This is a genomic window from Duganella fentianensis (assembly GCF_964031615.1).
Taxonomy (GTDB): domain Bacteria; phylum Pseudomonadota; class Gammaproteobacteria; order Burkholderiales; family Burkholderiaceae_D; genus Rugamonas; species Rugamonas fentianensis_A.
Map to the genome: position 1 here is coordinate 177,402 of NZ_CAXIQN010000006.1, position 18,725 is coordinate 196,126.

An 18,725-nucleotide genomic window follows, 5' to 3' on the forward strand; every position below is an offset into this window, starting at 1 on the left:
TCGATGACCTGAGCGCCATCGCGCCCGAAGCGTGGCAGGCGCTGGCCGGCGAGCAGCCCATGCTGAGCCACGCTTTTCTGCATGCCCTGCACGACAGCGGCTGCGCCAGCGAAGCCACCGGCTGGGCACCGCGTTATCTGATCATGCAGCGCGCCGGCCAGCTGGTGGGCGCCATGCCGCTCTATCTGAAAAGCCATAGCCGCGGCGAGTATGTATTCGACCACGGCTGGGCGCAGGCTTTCGAACGCAACGGCATGCCCTACTATCCCAAGCTGCTGGGCGCAATTCCATTCACCCCCGTCACGGGCCCGCGCCTGCTGGTGCGCGATCCGGCCGACCGGCCATTGCTGGCGCAGGCCGCGATTGCACTGGCGCGCCAGCTCGATACCTCCTCGCTGCACATCCTGTTTCCCTGCGAGGAAGACCGTGCTGCGCTGAGCGCGGCCGGCTTCATGCTGCGCGAAGGTGTGCAGTTCCACTGGGAGAATGCCGGCTATGCCGACTTCGACGCCTTCCTCGCCAGCCTGAAAATGGACAAGCGCAAGAAGCTGCGACAAGACCAGCGCCGCGTGGCGCAGGCGGGCATCCACTACCAGCACCTGCGCGGCAGCGCCATCGACGCGGACATGCTGGCTTTCTTCTACCGCTGTTACGTCGGCACCTACCGTGCCCACTACTCGCGCCCCTACCTCACGCTAGAGTTCTTCCAGCGCCTGCTGCGTGAGCAGCCCGATAGCCTGCTGCTAATTATCGCCCTGCGCGGCGAACAGCCGGTGGCCGCCGCACTGAATCTGATCGGCGGCGACACCATGTACGGGCGCTACTGGGGCACCGAGGAATACCTGTCCGGCCTGCACTTCGAAACCTGCTACATGCAAAGCATCGCCTATTGCATCACGCACGGACTGGCGCGCTTCGAAGGCGGGGCACAGGGCGAACACAAGATCTCGCGCGGCCTCGTGCCCACGCCGACATGGTCGGCCCACTGGATTGCCGATGCCCGCTTCGCCGATGCGATCGCCGATTTCCTCGCCCGCGAAACCGACGCCATCAACCACTATCTGGACGAACTGGGCGAACACAGTCCTTACCGTTCCTGAACCTGAAATAAAAAAAGCCCCGATGACCTCGGGGCTTTCTATTGGAAGCGACAGCTTACGCTTCTGGGTTTTCTGCCTTGTAGGCGGCCACACCGCTGAGAATTTCAGCTTTGGCTTCATCGGCGCCGTACCAGCCGTCGATTTTCACCCATTTGCCTTTTTCCAGATCTTTGTAGTGCTCGAAGAAGTGCTGGATCTGACGCAGACGCAGTTCGTTCAGATCTTCCGGCTTCTGCCAGTGGCTGTAGATAGGCAGCACTTTGTCGACTGGCACAGCCAGTACTTTGGCATCTTCGCCCGACTCGTCGGTCATCTTCAGCACGCCGATAGGACGGCAGCGCACAACCACGCCAGGGATCAGCGGGAACGGGGTGATCACCAGTACGTCGACTGGATCGCCGTCTTTCGACAGGGTGTTAGGCACGTAACCGTAGTTGCATGGGTAGTGCATTGCGGTGCCCATGAAACGGTCAACGAAGATCGCGCCCGATTCTTTATCCACTTCGTATTTGATCGGATCGGCATTCATCGGGATTTCGATGATGACGTTGAAATCGTTCGGCAGATCGCGGCCGGATGGGACTTTATTCAAGCTCATGGGGGTTTCCTCGTGTGTGCTGACAAATAGGGGATCGCGTCATTATAGCGAAACAGAGGCCGTTTGTGCGGCGCAGCACCGCATTTCCAGCCTCTGATGACGGTAAAAACTACAGGATGGTGGCCAGTGCGCACTGGCGATAATGGTTAGCCGCCTCTTCGGCCTGCCCCAGCGCCTCATGCAACTGCGCCAGTTTCAGGTGCGATTCGCGCACCATGCGCGCTTCCGTAGCATCCGACAGGGCCTGCTCCAGATAGCGCTGGGCCTTGCCCCACAGCTTCTGCTTGAGGCACAGCGCGCCCAGTGTGAGCGCCAGTTCGGCATCGGCCGGATGCTGGTTGACCCAGCTTTCGCAGTGTTCGATCTGGGCCAGCAGGGCCGCCGAACCGGCCGGCGCGGCCGCATCGCGGTAGGCGCGAATCACGCGGTCGTCCCAGTCGGCCGCCAGCGATTCTTCCGCCACCACACGGGCTTCGTCGTGCAAGCCGCGCGCGTTCAGCGCGGTGGCAGCACGGCAGGCCACATAAGGCTTGATCCGGTCAGCATTCGGCACGGTCGACCAGACCCGCTGCAGCGATTCGGCATCATGCCCCGCATCAGCCAGCATATCGTCGTACGCCAGTTCGCGCAGCCGTGCCGACAGCGCCGGATGCAGCGCATGGTGCTTGTCCAGCGAGCGCACGAGGCGCAGCACTTCCGGCCAGTTCTTGGCCTGCTGCTGGGCTTTCAGCGACATCTGCAGCGCATGGATGTGGCGCGTGCCGCTGGCATTCAGTTCATGCACGGCTTCCAGCGCTTTTTCCGGCTGATGGTCGTCCACCAGCAGTTCCGTCATCGTCATCAGACGGGCGGTTTTCATGCTGTTGTCGTCGGCGATCTTGGCCAGCCACTGGTCGCGCCGCGCTGCCTGACGCATGCGGTGTGCGGCCCGCGCGCCGATCAGCGCCGCCACGCCTGCGTTCTCTGCCAGTTCGCCAGCACGCAGCGCAGCTTTTTCGGCGTGACCGAAACGCCCTTCAAACAGTGCTTTAAGGGCTTCGCGCAGACCTTTGTTGCCGTCACGCTCGCGCTTCTGCTGGCGATAGGCGGCCACTTTGGACGGCATCTTGACGGTGGCGCGGAAGGCGCGAATCAGCACATACAGCAGCGCGAACAGCGCCACTTCCAGCACCACGAAGAAGTTCAGCGACAGGTCGATGCGGTGCGGCGGGTAGAACAGCACCACATTGCCCGGGTTGAAGCGGGCTGTCACGGCGATACCGATGGCCGCAGCCATCAGCAACACTATCCAGATAAATAAACGCATGACTAGGGTTTCGCTTTGTAGTTACGCACGGCGTTCAGGCTGTCCGACAGCGTCGGCAGCTCGATGGCCAGATTGCTGCCCTGTACCTGACGCAGCATGGCTTGCACGGTCTGGGTCGATTTGGCGCGCACGTCGAAGTATTTGACCAGCGCTTCCTGCGCCGCAATCAGGTCGGCACGGAAGGCCGCTTCGTTCCGCGACAGCAGCGCCATACGGGCATTCAGCAGACGCAGTTTCAGATTCTCGCGCAGGAAGTAAGCCTGGGTCGGCGACAGCATCAGCGCATCCGGGGTTTCCACGCTACGCACGCGGATCAGCTGGCGTACATCGGTCCACATTTCGCTGCTCCAGCCCTGCCAGATGGACTGGGCCGATTGCAGCCACGGGCTGGTTTCGCTGGCATCGGCTTTGCCGCCCTTGCCTGCTGCTTTGGCCACCACTTTCTTTTCCGGCGGCGCCGGCAGGGTCGGCTTTTCGTCGGCCAGCATCGGCAGCGTATCGACTTGCGCGATCACGTTATCGAGGCGCAGCGCCAGACCCACCGAATCCACGTTCGGCAGCGCCTTCAGGCGCTCGGTATCTTTGGCGATGGCGCGACGGATGCTGATGAACTGGGGTTTATCGGAGCGCGACAGGCTACGGTCGGCATTCTGCAGCGCGATCAGTGCGCCCGGCACGTTACCGGCCAGTTGCAGCTGCTGGCTGGCGGTGGACAGTACCTGTTCGATTTCCGTCAGCGCCCATTCATCGCGATTCTTGGACAGATCCTGATACAGCTGTTCCAGTGCCAGCTGCTGGCTCTGGGCTTCCTGCTGCTTGCTTTCCAGCAGACTGACCTTGGCTTGCAGCTCCTTGCCGCTTTCCTGCACGGCGCGCACCAGCGCACCCGTTTCGGCATTGCTGGCATCGCCCTTCTGCAGACGGCGCGCCATCTCTTCGCGCAGGCTGCGCACCTGATTATGCGACGACCAAGTCTGGCCAGCCAGCAGGATGGCCAGCACCACGATACCGACTAGCAGCGTCTGCGGCTGCTGGACGGTATCGAGCAGGCTAGGCTCGGGCTGCGGCGCGGCCGCGTTCGGGGTCTCGGCCGCCGGAGCGGCGACGACGACGGGATCGGGGGTGTTAGACGTTTCGTTCATAGGCGTGATTGTAACGCGGCCAGCAGGCGTTCGTCGCCTGAACCTGTCAGCGTCAGTCGGGTAAAGCCCAAATTTTTTGCCGTCTCGGCAATTCGGGCATGCGGAATGATCAGATGTTGATGTTGCATTGATACAACAGCATTCTGCTGCATCGCATCAGGGTAGCGCAAGTCCAGTTCGGCCAGCAGCGTCATCAGGCCGCGCAGCGCTTCCGAGCTGGTAATAATCCAGTCGCACGGGCGCGCCAGCAACTGGCGCAGCAGCACTGCCAGTGCCGACGTGAGCTGCGGTAGCTGGCGGCGGTAGGCCGGCACTACGTCCACTACGGCGCCGGCCGCGCGCAGACCGTCGGCCATCAGTTCGCGTCCGCTTTCGCCACGGATGATCAGCACGGGCTGGCCTTTCAGCGCAGGCAGATCGAGTGCCTGCAGCAGATGCTCGGTATCGCTGGGCAGGTCCGGCGCGGGGCTAACGATTTCCACCTGATCGGGCCGGATACCATGTCTGGCCAGCGCTGCGCGGCTGCCCTCGCCCAGCACGGCCAGCTTGACGCCGGCCGGCCAGCGATCGAGGTGGGCAAACGCGGCATCGATGGCATTCGGCGACACGAAAGCCACCAGCGCATAGCCGGGCACGGGCGCGCACAGACGCGCCAGCGCAGCCAGCAAGGCAGCCGGTTCAGGCAAAGGACTGATTTCCAGCAGTGGCAGTTCCACCACGGGGCGCCCCAGCGCCGCAATCTGCGACGCCAGTGGCTGCGCCTGCGCGGCGGGACGGGTGATGACCACGGTAGCCCCGGCCGCACTGGCGGCTGTGCTGGCGACTGTACCATGCAGCGCGCCATCGGCTACGCCGGACGCCGGCAGACTGATGTCGCCCGGCTTGGCGACGCTCGCGCTCATGGACGGATCAGGCGTCGGCGGCCGGTGCCGCCAGCGAGGCGGAACGGGCGTCAGCTTCGGCCTGTGCAGCTTCGCTCAGGCAGGACGACAGAATATCCACCGCATCCTGCGCCTTCAGCAACTCGGCCACCTGCAGACCCAGCGCTTCCGCGTCGGCGGCAGCGCCGCGCACTTCGGCGCTGGCCATGCGCAGGCCATCGGGCGTGGCCACCATGGCGCGCAAGTGCATCTGATCCGCGTCGACCGTGGCAAATGCGGCCAGCGGCACCTGACAGCTACCGCCGAACACTTTCGACACCTTACGCTCGGCCGCCACCGCTTGCGCGGTGGGCAGGTCGTTCAGCGGCGCCAGCAGCGCCTGCAGATCGAGGCCATCCTGACGTTCGGCGATTTCGATCGCCATCGCGCCCTGCCCTGCTGCCGGCAGGCTGGCTTCCGGCGGCAGTACGGCGCGGATGCGCTCGGCCAGCCCCAGACGTTTCAGACCGGCAGCAGCCAGAATAATCGCCGCATATTCACCGCGATCGAGCTTGCCCAGACGGGTATCGAGGTTACCGCGCAACGGTTTGATCACCAGATGGGGGTAACGCGCGGCGATCAGGGCCTGACGGCGCAAACTGCTGGTGCCCAGCACCGCGCCGGCCGGCAGCGCATCGAGCGATTCATAGTCATTCGAGACAAACGCATCGCGCGGATCTTCGCGCTGCAACACGGCGGCCAGCGCAAATCCTTCCGGCAGTTCCATCGGCACATCTTTAAGCGAATGCACGGCCAGATCGGCTCGGCCTTCGGCCATCGCCACTTCAAGTTCTTTCACAAACAGACCCTTGCCGCCCACTTTGGACAGAGTGCGATCCAAAATTTGATCACCTCGGGTCGTCATTCCTAGAATTTTGACATCGCACTGAGGATATAATTGCTGCAAGCGCACGCGAACGTGTTCGGCTTGCCACATGGCAAGACGGCTCTCGCGCGAAGCGATTACCAATTGGGACGGGGGAGTTGGGACCAATTCGGATGTTTTCAAAACCAGTTCTTTCGCTGTAGCTGACGCTAACCGGCGCAGGCCAGTTAATTCGTGCATGTTAAGGACCACAAATTCTAGCATGCTCACCTTCTTGCAGAACCGGGCCACAAGCCTTTGCACCGACATTTCATATCTTTGCGGCTTATCACATGGCAAAACAATTTAGTGCAAACGACGAAACACCACGCGTAGAAGTAAATCCAGACAAGGATGCTCCACTTAAAGAAGACATACGTTTGTTAGGTCGCCTGCTGGGCGATGTACTGCGTGACCAGGAAGGCGAAGAAGTCTACGCCGTGGTCGAAACCATCCGTCAGACCGCAGTGCGCTTCCGCCGCGAGGCCGATGCCGGCGCCGCCAAGGAACTGGACGGCATGCTCAAGATCCTGACCCGCGAACAGACGATTTCCGTGGTACGGGCGTTTTCCTATTTCTCCCATCTGGCCAATATTGCCGAAGATCAACATCACATCCGGCGCCGCCGCGCACACCTGCTGGCCGGTTCTGCGGCCCAGCAAGGTAGCGTTATCTTTGCGCTGGATAAGCTGAAAAAAGCCGGTGTCCCCGCTGAAACCGTGGGCGAATTCTTCCAGCAAGCGCTAATTTCGCCCGTGCTGACGGCTCACCCGACGGAAGTCCAGCGCAAGTCGATTCTTGATGCGGAACACGACATCGCCCGCCTGCTGGCCGAGCGCGATCTGCCGCTGACGCCGAAGGAACAGGCGGCCAATCTGCACCTGCTGCGGGCCCGCATTGCCACCCTGTGGCAGACCCGCATGCTGCGCTACTCCAAGCTGACCGTGGCCGACGAAATCGAAAACGCCCTGTCCTACTACCGCATTACCTTCCTGCGCGAACTGCCGGGCCTGTACGACGACATCGAAGCCGATATCGCCAGCCATTACGGCGAGCGTCAGGCCGTGGATGCACCATATGTGCAGATGGGCAGCTGGATCGGCGGCGACCGTGACGGCAACCCGAATGTCAACGGCAGCACCATGGAACACGCGCTGACGCGTCAGGCCACCACCATTCTCGACTTCTATCTGGAAGAAGCCCACGCGCTGGGTTCGGAACTGTCCGTCTCGACCCTGATGATCGCCTGCAGCCCCGAACTGCAAGCACTGGCCGACCGTTCGCCCGACACGTCCGACCACCGCGCCGACGAACCGTATCGCCGCGCCCTGATCGGCATCTACGCCCGTCTGGCCAGCACCGCACGTGCGCTGGGCGCCACCAACATCCTGCGCAAGGAAGTCGGTCACGCCGAGCCATATGCCAACGCGGCCGAATTCGGCGCCGACCTGCAGCTGCTGATCGACTCGCTCAACGCCAACCATGGCGCCGTGCTGGTACAGCCACGCCTGTCCACCTTGAAGCGCGCCGCAGACATCTTCGGCTTCCACCTCGCATCGCTGGATATGCGCCAGTCGTCCGACATTCACGAACGCGTGCTGGCCGAAATGATGGCCAAAGCGGGGGCACAGGCCGACTACTCGGCACTCGACGAAGACGCCAAAGTGGCTTTCCTGCTGAGCGAACTGGCCCAGCCGCGCCTGCTGTACTCGCCGTACATCAGCTACTCGGCCGAAACCGATTCGGAGCTGGGCGTGCTGCGCGCCGCGCGTGAAATCCGTGCCCGCTACGGCGCGCGCGCCATCCGCAACTACATCATCTCGCACACGGAAACCGTGTCCGACCTGCTGGAAGTGCTGCTGCTGCAAAAGGAAATGGGCTTGCTGCGCATCGCCGAACAGGAACTCGACCTGATGGTGATTCCGCTGTTCGAAACCATCCCCGACCTGCAACGCGCGGCCGGCATCATGGAAGCCGTGATGGCGATCCCGCTGGTGAAAGCACTGATCGCCAAGCAGGGCCAGATTCAGGAAGTCATGCTGGGCTACTCGGACTCCAACAAGGATGGCGGTTTCCTCACCTCCAACTGGGAGCTGTACAAAGCGGAGACCCATCTGGTCAAAGTGTTCGAAAAAGCTGGCGTCAAGCTGCGCCTGTTCCACGGCCGTGGCGGCACGGTAGGCCGCGGTGGTGGTCCGAGCTACGAAGCTATTCTGGCCCAGCCGCATGGCACCGTGAATGGCCAGATCCGTCTGACCGAACAGGGCGAGATCATTGCGTCGAAGTTCTCCAACAAGGACATCGGCCGGCGTAATCTGGAACTGCTGGTAGCGGCGACGCTGGAAGCGAGCCTGATGCCTGCCACCGAGGACGCTGCACAGGTACAGCAGCTACGCCAGTTCGAAGCCATCATGGCCGAGATTTCCGACCGCGCCTACAAGGCCTATCGCAATCTCGTATATGAAACCCCGGGCTTCACCGACTACTTCTTCTCGGCCACGCCGATCGCTGAAATCGCCGAACTGAATCTGGGCTCGCGTCCTGCTTCGCGCAAATCGACCAAGCGCATCGAAGACTTGCGCGCGATTCCATGGGGCTTCTCGTGGGGCCAGTGCCGCTTGCTGCTGCCGGGCTGGTACGGTTTCGGTAGCGCTATCGGCGCGTGGGTGGCGGAAGGCGATCAGGCCGAGCGTCTGGCGCAGCTGCAAGCCATGTTCCGCCAGTGGCCGTTCTTCGCCACCCTGCTGTCCAACATGGACATGGTGCTGGCCAAGACCGACCTCGCCATCGCCTCGCGCTATGCCGAACTGGTGCAGGACAAGGAACTGCGCGAGCGCATCTTCAACCGCATCACGGAAGAACATGCCAACACGCTGACCATCCTGCAGAGCATCACGGGGGCGACCGAACGACTGGCAGGCAATCCGCTGCTGGCGCGTTCGATCCAGAACCGCTTCGCCTACCTCGATCCGCTCAACCACTTGCAGGTTGAACTGATCAAGCGTCACCGTGCGCTGTCAAGCGAACCGGGCAAGGCTGATGCACGCGTCCACCGCGGCATCCACCTGTCCATCAACGGCGTCGCCGCCGGTCTGCGCAACACCGGCTAAGCTAAGCCAACCCCTGGGTCAGGTCGGGCAAAGTGCAGGGGTCAGGTCGGGCAAGGTGTCGTTTCTTGAGAATTCTCAAGGATTGCACCAGTGCCCGACCTGACACCGACACATTGCCCGACCTGACCCCAAAGTAAAAAAGGACAGCCTGCTGGGCTGTCCTTTTTTTTCGCTGCAATCTGACTGACGCTTAGTTCTGGGTCAGGAAGGTTTTCAGCTTGTCCGAGCGCGAAGGTTGACGCAGCTTGCTCATGGCCTTGGCTTCGATCTGACGGATGCGCTCACGCGTGACGTCGAATTGCTTGCCCACTTCTTCCAGCGTGTGGTCGTTCGACATCTCGACACCGTAGCGCATACGCAGCACTTTGGCTTCGCGCGGGGTCAGCGAATCCAGCACTTCTTTGATGACGTTACGCATCGAGGCGTGCAGCGCGGCGTCCAGCGGGGCCAGCGTGGTGTTGTCTTCGATGAAGTCGCCAAGCTGCGAATCACCGTCTTCACCCATCGGCGTTTCCATCGAGATCGGCTCTTTGGCGATCTTCATGATTTCACGCACTTTGTTTTCCGGCATTTCCATCTTCACGGCCAAGGTGGCCAGATCCGGCTCGCTACCCGTTTCCTGCATGATCTGGCGCGAGATACGGTTCATCTTGTTGATGGTTTCGATCATGTGCACCGGCACGCGGATGGTCCGCGCCATGTCGGCGATGGAACGGGTAATCGCCTGACGGATCCACCACGTGGCATAGGTCGAGAACTTGTAGCCGCGACGGTATTCGAACTTGTCCACGGCTTTGAGCAGACCGATGTTGCCTTCCTGGATCAGATCAAGGAATTGCAGACCACGGTTGATGTATTTCTTGGCGATGGAGATCACCAGACGCAAGTTGGCCACCGTCATTTCGCGCTTGGCCTGACGGGCACGCTTCTCGCCAGCAGCCATCTGCTTGTTGATCTTGCGCAGATCCGCCAGCGGCAGCGCCACGCGGGCTTGCAGGTCGATCATCTTTTTCTGCAGTTCTTTTACGGCTGGCACGTTACGGCCCAGAATCGCGCTGTACGGATAGCCGCTGTCGACTTCGCCATCCACCCAGTCCAGATCGCACTCATTGCCGGGGAAGACCTTGATGAAGTGGGCGCGTGGCATGCCGCACTTATTTACGCACAGCTCCAGCACGGCGCGCTCGATGTGGCGCACTTCTTCCATCTGGCCACGCAGGGTGTCGCACAGCTTCTCTACCACTTTGGCGGTAAAGCGGATGCCCAGCAGTTCCGCCGAAATGGCTTCCTGTGCTGCCATATAGCCTTTCGAGCCATAGCCACCGGAAGCTTTGCGCATCTTGTCGTACTGGGCCGAGATCAGCTCGAACTTTTCCAGCGCCGATTTTTTCAGCTGCGCCAGCTGTTCGGTCGAGAAGCCTGCTGCGCCGCCACCGGCGTCGCCTTCTTCCTCCTCGACTTCTTCTTCCTCTTCTTCGTCCTCGTCACCTGCAACAGTGGTCGCAGCAGCGCTGGCCGGTGCGGCATTGGCTTCGTTGAGATCAACAAAACCATCGACCACTTCGTCCACTTTCAGTTCGTCCGCTTCGATCTTGCGGGCCAGCGCGATGATTTCCGCGATGGTGGTCGGGCAAGCCGAAATCGCCTGTATCATGTCTTTCAGGCCGCCTTCGATACGCTTGGCGATCTCGATCTCGCCTTCGCGGGTCAGCAGCGCCACGGCGCCCATTTCACGCATATACATACGCACCGGATCGGTGGTACGGCCGAAGTCCGAATCCACGGTGGACAGCGCAGTAGCAGCCGCCGCTTCCACTTCGTCGTCCGACGTGACGGTGGCCACACTGTCGCTCAGCAGCAACGATTCCGCATCGGGCGCGCGCTCATAGATGGCGATGCCCATGTCGTTGAAGGTCGCGATGATGCCTTCGATGGCTTCCGGATCGATAATATTTTCCGGCAGTTGGTCATTGATCTCGGCATAGGTCAGGAAGCCGCGCTCCTTACCCATGTTGATCAGGTTCTTGATCTGGTTGCGCCGACGTTCCAGATCTTCGGCCGAGCTCTTAGGGTCCATGCCCATCAGATCGGCAGCGCCCTTGGCCTTGCGCTCGCGTGCCTTGGAAACGGCTTTCAGTTCGGCGCGTTCCACGGCATTCAGTGCAGCGACTTCATCGTTTTCCGGCGTGAATTCGGATGGCTTGCGGCCACGGCGACCCGGCACTTTTACGCTAGGCAGCAGATAGCCCGAGGTATCGATCGAGGCCAGCGTGGCCGCATCGGTTACCTGACTCACAGCAGGACCAGCCGTGGTGATGATCACGGGTGCCGGTTCGGCTTTGGCAGCTTTCACCAGTTTGGATTTGGCTTTAACGGTCACTGCCGGTGCGGCAGCCGGTGCCGCCGCTTCACCTTCGGCCGCAGCAGCGGCCGTCACTACTGCCGCCTTGCGGCTAACGCGCACGGCTTTGACGGGCGCATCGCTGCTAGCCGCCACTGGGGCGCTTGCTACGGCATCGAGGTTAGCCGCTTCAGCCGCAGCGCTCAGACGAGTTTTCTTCTTGACCACCGTTACTTTACTCGCTGCCTCTTGCGCATTATCGATCACATAAGATAAAGTCGTTTTCGGCACTACCAGCGTCGCGGAGCTGGAGCGGGCGGCTTTACCGGCCAGCGTCAAAGTTTTCGGCGTTTTCGTCATTAAAAATCTCTCTTGCGCTTACGCCAGAAATTACATTGCCATGGCTGGCGCTACCGGTACACCGGAGCGCTGACAGCGGGTGTTGTAGTTTGCTGACGAGGTTCTAACGGAATAACTAACGGAATAAAAAAAGCCCGCGTCCTGCTACGGGCTGATTTCTCTTTTCAGTGAAGATTAGGGAGAGGGCAAAATAATCGTTCAAATCGCATCCTGTACCAAACTGAATCGCACTGTGCTGCATTTAGTGCGTCGGCTATTATACACGGTTTAGGGTCTGCGCGCACCTGTGCGCCCATACTTGTCATGCCTCTGCCGTGCGCCGCGATCGTGGTCAATTTACTATCATGAACCAAAATGCACTGCATTCCCCTAGTGCCCATGATATGCTCCCGCTTCTTGCTTTAAATTACGAAGTCGATGAACACTAGCACTACCCCAACGCCACAAGCTGACATGTCGGCCGAGACGCCAGCCACCACGCCGGCCAAAGCGGCCTATACCCCGCGCAGCCTGCTCAAGCACTTGCAGACCCAATACCCCGCTTTCCGTGATTTCCTGCCCCTGTCCATCGGTATCGATAAACAGGTGCTGGCAGCCATGCCTGAACTGGACCGCAAAACCATGCGCGCTGCGCTGGGCATCCACACGGGTTCGCTGCGCTATCTGAAAGTGATGGAAAAGGCCAAGCAACGTCACGACCTCGATGGCAAAGCGGGCGCTGCAGTGACCGACGAGCACCGCGCCCATGCGACGCAAGTGCTGAAAGAACGCCACAAGAAAGAAGCCGAACGCAAGAAAGCCGAACGTGACGCTGCTGCGGCAGCCGAAGCGGCGCGCGTACACGCAGAAAAACTGAGCCAGCTGGCCGCGAAATTCTCGCGCAAAGGCTAAGTTGGAGCAGGCACTGCCAGCGGCCGCCGAGGCCGCAGAATTACCGCCCTACCCCGGCATACACATCAGCGCCGTTACCATGATCAGCTCGCTTGAGCAGGCCATGGCGGCGCGCGATGCCTTGCTGGCCTGCGCGGCCATAGGCTTCGATACGGAATCCAAGCCCACCTTCACCAAGGGCGAAGTGTCGACCGGCCCCCATCTGATCCAGTTCGCCACCAGCGAGCATGCCTATCTGTTCCAGATCGGCAGCCACACGGCCGACGCCATGCTGGCGATTCTGAAAGCCATACTGGAACCGGCGGCACCACTGAAGATCGGATTTGGCCTGTCCGACGATGTGAAGCGCCTGTTTGCCAAACTGGAGATCCGCTGCGGCGGCATCATCGACCTGTCGGTAGCATTGCGCGAACCGGGCCAGAAGAATGATCTGGGTGCCAAGACGGCCGTGGCCAAGTTCTTCGGCCAGACCCTGCAGAAATCCAAAAAGATTTCCGTCACCAACTGGGCTTTGCCGCACCTGAACGAAAAGCAGATTCTGTACGCGGCCGATGATGCGCAAGTAGCGCTACGCGTGTATCTGCACGTCAAAGCCATCGGCATGAAACTGCCGCCCGTCAAGCCGATCAAATTCCCCAAGCCCGTTCTGCCTGCTGCATAAATCCCGGCTGCGCACTGGCTGCCATGCTTCTGGTATCCTTGAAGCATGGTTTCATTACCGCTACTCCCTACCCTGCGCCTTGCTGCACTGCTGGTCTTACTGATCGGCGGCCACCTGCCTGTCCGCGCTGCCAGCGTGCCCGATACGCTGGCGCAGCGCCTCGCCGCCTGCATCAGCTGCCACGCCAGAGAAGAAAAGCGCGACGCCTATTTCCCCCGCATCGCTGGCAAGCCGGCCGGCTATCTGTATAACCAGCTACTGAATTTCCGCGAAGGCCGGCGCAACTACCCGCTGATGACCTATATGGTGGCGCACCAGAGCGATGCCTATCTGGCCGAGATGGCCGAGTATTTTGCGCGCCTGACACCGAACTACCCGCCACTGAGCGGCCAGAACGCCAGCCCCACGCAAGCCCAGCTGGCACGCGGGCAGATGCTGGTAGAGCATGGCGATGTGGAACGCAAAATCCCAGCCTGCACGGCCTGTCATGGCGCCAGCCTGGGCGGGGTGCAGCCGGCCATTCCCGGCCTGCTGGGCCTGCCGGCTGACTACATCAATGCCCAGTTCGGCGCATGGCGCAACCACACGCGCCGCGCCGCCGCACCCGATTGCATGGCCGAGATTGCCCAGCGCCTGTCAGGCAGCGACGTGGCCGCCATTTCCCAGTGGCTGAGCCGCCAGCCCGTGGCCGCTGATGCTCATCCGGCCGACCGCCCTGCCCGCCCATTGCCGCTAGCCTGTGGCAGCATGCCGGCCAGCGTCACCCAGCCCTAGGTATTGCGTATGCGCCACCGCCTGCTTCTCGCCCTGCTTGCTTTACTGACACTACTTCTGCTGCTAGCCGGCTGGCTGGCACTGGCCAGTCGCGACGATGCCGGCCCGCCTGCGCGCACGGGGGCATTCAGTGCCGAGCAGCAGCGCAGCCGTGGCGCCTATCTAGCACTGGCGGCAGACTGCATGGCCTGCCATACGGCACGGGGCGGTGCGCCCTATGCGGGCGGGCGTCTACTGGCCACACCGTTCGGCGCCATGCATACACCTAACATCACACCCGACCGCGAGCACGGCATCGGCAACTGGAGCGCCGACGATTTCTGGCGCGCCTTGCACCACGGCGTCAGCAAGGACGGCCGTTTGTTGTATCCGGCCTTCCCCTATACCAACTACACGCGTATGCCGCGCGAGGACAGCGATGCACTGTATGCCTATCTGCAATCGCTGGCGCCGGCCAGCGCCAGCAACCTGCCGCACCAGCTACGCTTCCCCTACAACCAGCAATTACTGCTAGCCGGCTGGCGTGCGCTGTATTTCCGCCCTGGCGTGTACCGAGCCGATGCCAGCAAATCCGTGGAATGGAACCGGGGCGCTTATCTGGTACAGGGGCCGGCGCATTGCAGTGCCTGCCATAGCCCGCGCAACTGGCTGGGCGCCAGCGAAGGCGAGACACTGGCCGGCGCACTGCTGCCCATGCAGGGCTGGTATGCGCCCTCGCTGACCGCCGCGCATGAAGCGGGCTTGCAGCACTGGCCGCAGCAACAGATCGTGCAGTTGCTGAAAACCGGCGTCAACGCCCCAGCCCATGCCAGCGTGAGCGGGCCGATGGCAGAAGTGGTCAGCCGTAGCCTGCAACATCTGGACGAGACGGATCTGCACGCTATGGCGCAGTATCTGCAGTCACTGCCCGTCAGTAGCAAGGCCGCACCGCCAACTGGCGATACCAGTGTGGTGTTGCCAGCGTTTCTGGCGGCGGGAGAAAAACTGTATCGCCAGCATTGCGCTGACTGTCATGGCAGCACAGGACAGGGGCAGGCGCCCGCCTACCCTGCACTGGCCGGCAACCGCGCGCTGACGATGGAGCAGACCGTCAACCCTATCCGCATGGTGCTCAATGGCGGCTTTGCGCCAGCCACGGGCGGCAACCCGCGCCCGTACAGCATGCCGCCATTCGGGCCTGTGCTCAGCGATGTAGAAGTGGCGCAGGTGCTGACCTATGTGCGGACCAGCTGGGGCAATCAGGCCAGCCCTGTCAGCGCCAGCGACGTCAATCAGTACCGTAGCATTCCACTGGACTAGGCTGGACTAGGCTGGCTAGCCTAGTCCGGCCGCTCAGGTCTGCGCAGCGAAACCCAACCGATCGGTGGTGGCATTGCGCGCATCTTCGATCCGCACCCTGCCTGCCGCCAGCAGTTTGCGCAGCGAGTCGTTCATGGTGTGGCAGCCTTCCTGCGGCTTGCTCTCCATCCAGCCACGCAAGGCCGCGATCTGGCCGCCGGCAATCATGTTCACCACGTCCGGATTCGAGGTCAGGCATTCCGTGGCCAGATAGTAGCGCTCACCTTCGACGGAGGGCAGCAGCGCCTGACACAGCACGCCGCGCAGCGCATGGGCCAGCGCCTGTGCCTGCGGTTCGCTATTACCGAGCAGACGCAACATCTTCTGCAAGCCCAGTTCGGTAGAACGCGCGTGCAGCGAAGCCAGCACCAGCGGGCCCGATTCGGCCAGCGCCAGCGCTTCCTGCGCCGTCTGGGCGTCGCGGATTTCACCGATCACGATCACATCGGGACGTTCGCGCAGCGCGTCCAGCGCGCCCAGATAGAAGCTTTCCACGTCGCCGTCATAGCCCACTTCGCGCTGGGTAATCACGCACTGGCGCTGCGGAATCAGGGTTTCCACCGGATCTTCGATGGTGATGATGTGGCCCGAACGGTGCTTGTTGATCTCGTCCAGCATGGCCGCGATGGTGGTCGACTTGCCCTGACAGGTATCGCCGATAATCAGCACCAGCCCGCTGGTCAGCTTGGCGAAGTTCTGCTCGGCCTGACGCAAGCCCAGTTGCGCCAGCGGCATAGGCTCGCGCGGGAAGCGACGAATCACGCAGCCGAGCCGCTTCTTGCCCTGAAAACTGAAACAGTTGGCGCGGATACGCGCCGTATGCAGATCCACCGCGCGATCGAACGCCCGGTCCTGTATGCGTTCGGCCCAGTTAGGCTCGACCACTTCGAAAAACTCCTGCAACTCTTCGCGCGTGATGGGCGAATCCGTCACGGCCACCAGCCCGCTAGGCTGGCGCAGCAGCAGCGGGCTGTTCTGGTGGATCAGGATGTCGCTGAAAATCAGCTTGGTGTTGAGCAGGTGGAGGATCTGTTCGACCAGGGTACCGAACACGGGATGATCTTCGTTTTCGATATAGGTCAGGGTACGAATTTGCGACGATTGGTATTGGTCCATCAGCTCAAGGTTCTCCGTGATTAGCTACGCAGTTTCGGGAATTTGAATCCCGTGCACAGATCCATACTGTAACGCTGATTGCCCTCAATCACCAATACATGATCTGGCGGTTCTTCACCGGCCAGCACGCGCGAGATCACCGGCAAGCCTTCGCCCTTGCGTATCAGCTCGTCCGAACGCTGGTACACATTCGGGCAACCCGTCTCGGCCAGCAGCGCCTGCACGATGGCCACTTTCCACGCTTCCACGCCGCCGGAATTAAACTGGCAGATCAGATACCCTTCCTTACCGCCCCAGCTATGCACGAGCAGGCCGGACAGGCCATCATCATCGCCCAGCACCAGCGGCAGCAACGCGTTCGGGCCGGCCGCAATCAGCGCCGGCAGACGCTTGGTCACGGCGGCCTTGACGCGCCGCTTGATCATGGCATGGTCGATCGGCTCGTCTTCCTTGTAGCTCCACATGCGGGCGCGGATCTGCGAATGGGCGTTATAAGCCGCACGGCCGATGAACTGGCGCGAGGACGATTGCACGATGGCCGTCGAGCCCGGCTTGGATTTTTCCTGCGGCTTGCCATCCACCCGTTCGATGGCGGTGGGATATATCCACGGGTCGCCGGCCAGCAAGCTCTTTTCCTTGCCCTGTTTAATGGTGATGATCAGCATGTGAGTCCAGTTTCTGCTGCGGTGCAGCGTCGGTAGTTTGTTTCAAGCGCGCATCATACCGCATCGCCCGCCCCCGCCTGCTGTTGTAGATCGGCACGGCTGGCACAAACATCAACAATTTGATGGCGCAGTACAGGCCGGACAGTTACCCTAGCCGCATGCCGCAGTACGGGCAAAACCATCACCACCTCAGGGGAGAATGACTTGAAACTCGACTACCCACGCTGGGCCAAGCTCAGCACCCTCAGTCTGGCCCTGCTGGGCCTCGGTCTCGGTCTTGGCAGCCACGCCAGCGCTGCTGTTACCGCCGTCAAGGCGGCGCACATGCTCGATGTACGCAGCGGCACGATGATCGATGGCGCCGTGATCCTCATCGATGGCGAGCGCATCACGGCGGCTGGCAGCAAGCTGGCAATTCCAGCCGGTGCGCAAATCATCGATCTGGGCAACAAGACTGTGCTGCCCGGTCTGATCGACATGCATACCCACCTAACGGGCGATCCGCAGGATGCCGGTTATGCCGTAGTGGCCAAATCCGTGCCGCGCATGACCATGACGGGTGCCAAGAATGCCCGCCTGACCTTGCAGGCCGGCTTTACCACCGTGCGCAATCTGGGCGCTGAAGGCTATTCCGACATCGGCCTGCGCGATGCCATCAACGATGGCGAAATGCCCGGTCCCCGTATCGCCGCTTCCGGCCCTGCCATGGGCATTACGGGCGGCCATTGCGACGACACCATGCATGCGCCCGAATACAAGAGCACCTCGCTAGGCGTGGCCGATGGCACGGAAGAAGCGCTCAAGGTCACGCGCCGCATCATCAAATACGGTGCCGACGTGATCAAGATCTGCGCCACCGGCGGCGTGCTGTCGTTCGGCGACGATCCGCGCACTTCCCAGTACACGCAGGAAGAACTGAAAGCCATCATCAGCGACGCGCACCGGCTAGGCCGCAAGGTGGCTGCCCACGCGCACGGCGGCGACGGCATCAAACTGGCCGTGCTGGCCGGCGTGGATTCGATCGAACACGGTTCCTACATCGACGATGAAGGCATCAAGCTGATGAAGGAACACAAGACCTGGCTGGTGCCCACCCTGTATCTGGGCGACTGGCTGATTGCCAACGCGGAAGCCATCAAGCTACCCGCACCGCTGCTGGCCAAAGCCAAGGTGGTGCTGCCAACGGCACGGCAGAACATCGCGCGCGCCATCAAGGCCGGGGTGCCGATTGCATTTGGTACCGATGCGGCCGTGTATCCGCACGGTCTGAACGGGCGTGAATTTGCCGTACTGGTAAAACTGGGCATGACGCCGCTGCAGGCGATCCGCACGGCCACCGTGAACGCCAGCGAACTACTGGGCTGGACTGACCGCGTAGGCAGTATCGAAGCGGGTAAATTTGCCGACATGATCGCCGTCGAGGGCGATCCGCTGAAAGACGTCACCACGCTGGAGCGCGTGCAGTGGGTGATGAAAGGTGGTGCCGTGGTCAAATAACACGGCGCTAACGCAACACCGCAGCGGCCACGCTGCGGGCA

At 61.7% G+C, this 18,725-nt stretch carries 15 protein-coding genes; 7 read left to right on the forward strand and 8 right to left on the reverse strand.

The window, feature by feature from the left end:
* Positions 1-17 precede the first annotated feature (17 nt).
* Positions 18-1,100 carry a GNAT family N-acetyltransferase gene (locus tag ABNT42_RS04175; RefSeq protein ID WP_348694460.1) on the forward strand — a complete coding sequence of 361 codons (1,083 nt, stop codon included), beginning with the start codon at positions 18-20 and terminating at the stop codon, positions 1,098-1,100.
* 55 nt (positions 1,101-1,155) lie between these two features.
* Here ABNT42_RS04175 and ppa read toward each other — a convergent pair whose 3' ends face one another.
* The 5 genes from ppa to hemC all read right to left on the reverse strand — a co-directional run bounded on the left by ppa (position 1,156) and on the right by hemC (position 6,060).
* On the reverse strand, positions 1,156-1,698 hold the full coding sequence (ppa, locus tag ABNT42_RS04180) for an inorganic diphosphatase (protein WP_155433559.1): 543 nt from the start codon (positions 1,696-1,698) through the stop codon (positions 1,156-1,158).
* Between the two features lie 109 nt (positions 1,699-1,807).
* Entirely contained in the window at positions 1,808-3,004 is a 1,197-nt protein-coding gene (locus tag ABNT42_RS04185) for a heme biosynthesis protein HemY (protein ID WP_348694399.1), read from the reverse strand.
* Positions 3,005-3,006: 2 nt separating this feature from the next.
* Positions 3,007-4,146 (reverse strand): uroporphyrinogen-III C-methyltransferase, encoded by a 1,140-nt coding sequence (locus ABNT42_RS04190; RefSeq protein ID WP_348694402.1) that lies wholly within the window; start codon positions 4,144-4,146, stop codon positions 3,007-3,009.
* A complete protein-coding gene (locus ABNT42_RS04195; protein ID WP_348694405.1) occupies positions 4,143-5,048 on the reverse strand; it encodes a uroporphyrinogen-III synthase in 906 nt (301 codons plus the stop codon). The genes ABNT42_RS04190 and ABNT42_RS04195 overlap by 4 nt, the downstream gene beginning before the upstream one ends.
* Before the next feature lie 7 nt (positions 5,049-5,055).
* Positions 5,056-6,060 carry a hydroxymethylbilane synthase gene (gene hemC, locus ABNT42_RS04200; RefSeq protein WP_348694407.1) on the reverse strand — a complete coding sequence of 335 codons (1,005 nt, stop codon included), beginning with the start codon at positions 6,058-6,060 and terminating at the stop codon, positions 5,056-5,058.
* Positions 6,061-6,224: 164 nt separating this feature from the next.
* Here hemC and ppc point away from each other — a divergent pair, with 164 nt between their 5' ends.
* Positions 6,225-9,041, forward strand: a complete 2,817-nt coding sequence (ppc, locus tag ABNT42_RS04205; RefSeq protein WP_348694410.1) for a phosphoenolpyruvate carboxylase — start codon at positions 6,225-6,227, stop codon at positions 9,039-9,041.
* A 190-nt stretch (positions 9,042-9,231) separates the two neighbouring features.
* Here the strand turns inward: ppc and rpoD are convergent, their stop codons facing one another.
* Complete coding sequence (gene rpoD, locus ABNT42_RS04210; protein WP_348694412.1) at positions 9,232-11,742, reverse strand: RNA polymerase sigma factor RpoD; 2,511 nt, start codon at positions 11,740-11,742, stop codon at positions 9,232-9,234.
* Between the two features lie 417 nt (positions 11,743-12,159).
* Here rpoD and ABNT42_RS04215 point away from each other — a divergent pair, with 417 nt between their 5' ends.
* From ABNT42_RS04215 to ABNT42_RS04230, 4 genes are all read left to right on the forward strand, one after another.
* Positions 12,160-12,633, forward strand: a complete 474-nt coding sequence (locus ABNT42_RS04215) for a ProQ/FINO family protein (protein ID WP_348694415.1) — start codon at positions 12,160-12,162, stop codon at positions 12,631-12,633.
* Between the two features lie 79 nt (positions 12,634-12,712).
* Complete coding sequence (locus ABNT42_RS04220; protein WP_348694418.1) at positions 12,713-13,294, forward strand: 3'-5' exonuclease; 582 nt, start codon at positions 12,713-12,715, stop codon at positions 13,292-13,294.
* Positions 13,295-13,339: 45 nt separating this feature from the next.
* Positions 13,340-14,068 carry a cytochrome c4 gene (locus tag ABNT42_RS04225; protein ID WP_348694421.1) on the forward strand — a complete coding sequence of 243 codons (729 nt, stop codon included), beginning with the start codon at positions 13,340-13,342 and terminating at the stop codon, positions 14,066-14,068.
* A 9-nt stretch (positions 14,069-14,077) separates the two neighbouring features.
* Positions 14,078-15,367: a cytochrome c gene (locus tag ABNT42_RS04230; protein ID WP_348694424.1), complete on the forward strand. Its 1,290-nt coding sequence runs from the start codon at positions 14,078-14,080 to the stop codon at positions 15,365-15,367.
* A 33-nt stretch (positions 15,368-15,400) separates the two neighbouring features.
* Here ABNT42_RS04230 and ABNT42_RS04235 read toward each other — a convergent pair whose 3' ends face one another.
* Together ABNT42_RS04235 and ABNT42_RS04240 are read right to left on the reverse strand one after the other, a co-directional pair.
* Complete coding sequence (locus tag ABNT42_RS04235) at positions 15,401-16,522, reverse strand: ATPase, T2SS/T4P/T4SS family (RefSeq protein ID WP_348694427.1); 1,122 nt, start codon at positions 16,520-16,522, stop codon at positions 15,401-15,403.
* A gap of 20 nt (positions 16,523-16,542) precedes the next feature.
* Positions 16,543-17,187 (reverse strand): SAM-dependent methyltransferase, encoded by a 645-nt coding sequence (locus tag ABNT42_RS04240; protein ID WP_348694430.1) that lies wholly within the window; start codon positions 17,185-17,187, stop codon positions 16,543-16,545.
* 204 nt (positions 17,188-17,391) lie between these two features.
* Between ABNT42_RS04240 and ABNT42_RS04245 the strand changes: the two genes are divergently transcribed.
* Complete coding sequence (locus tag ABNT42_RS04245; protein WP_348694432.1) at positions 17,392-18,684, forward strand: amidohydrolase family protein; 1,293 nt, start codon at positions 17,392-17,394, stop codon at positions 18,682-18,684.
* Positions 18,685-18,725 lie beyond the last annotated feature (41 nt).

Bases quoted from the DNA above. Each gene is read 5' to 3' on its own strand.
- ppa (WP_155433559.1), bottom strand. From the start codon at position 1,698: ATGAGCTTGAATAAAGTCCCATCCGGCCGCGATCTGCCGAACGATTTC.
- ABNT42_RS04185 (WP_348694399.1), bottom strand. From the start codon at position 3,004: ATGCGTTTATTTATCTGGATAGTGTTGCTGATGGCTGCGGCCATCGGT.
- ABNT42_RS04190 (WP_348694402.1), bottom strand. From the start codon at position 4,146: ATGAACGAAACGTCTAACACCCCCGATCCCGTCGTCGTCGCCGCTCCG.
- ABNT42_RS04195 (WP_348694405.1), bottom strand. From the start codon at position 5,048: ATGAGCGCGAGCGTCGCCAAGCCGGGCGACATCAGTCTGCCGGCGTCC.
- ppc (WP_348694410.1), top strand. From the start codon at position 6,225: ATGGCAAAACAATTTAGTGCAAACGACGAAACACCACGCGTAGAAGTA.
- rpoD (WP_348694412.1), bottom strand. From the start codon at position 11,742: ATGACGAAAACGCCGAAAACTTTGACGCTGGCCGGTAAAGCCGCCCGC.
- ABNT42_RS04215 (WP_348694415.1), top strand. From the start codon at position 12,160: ATGAACACTAGCACTACCCCAACGCCACAAGCTGACATGTCGGCCGAG.
- ABNT42_RS04220 (WP_348694418.1), top strand. From the start codon at position 12,713: ATGATCAGCTCGCTTGAGCAGGCCATGGCGGCGCGCGATGCCTTGCTG.
- ABNT42_RS04225 (WP_348694421.1), top strand. From the start codon at position 13,340: ATGGTTTCATTACCGCTACTCCCTACCCTGCGCCTTGCTGCACTGCTG.
- ABNT42_RS04230 (WP_348694424.1), top strand. From the start codon at position 14,078: ATGCGCCACCGCCTGCTTCTCGCCCTGCTTGCTTTACTGACACTACTT.
- ABNT42_RS04235 (WP_348694427.1), bottom strand. From the start codon at position 16,522: ATGGACCAATACCAATCGTCGCAAATTCGTACCCTGACCTATATCGAA.
- ABNT42_RS04240 (WP_348694430.1), bottom strand. From the start codon at position 17,187: ATGCTGATCATCACCATTAAACAGGGCAAGGAAAAGAGCTTGCTGGCC.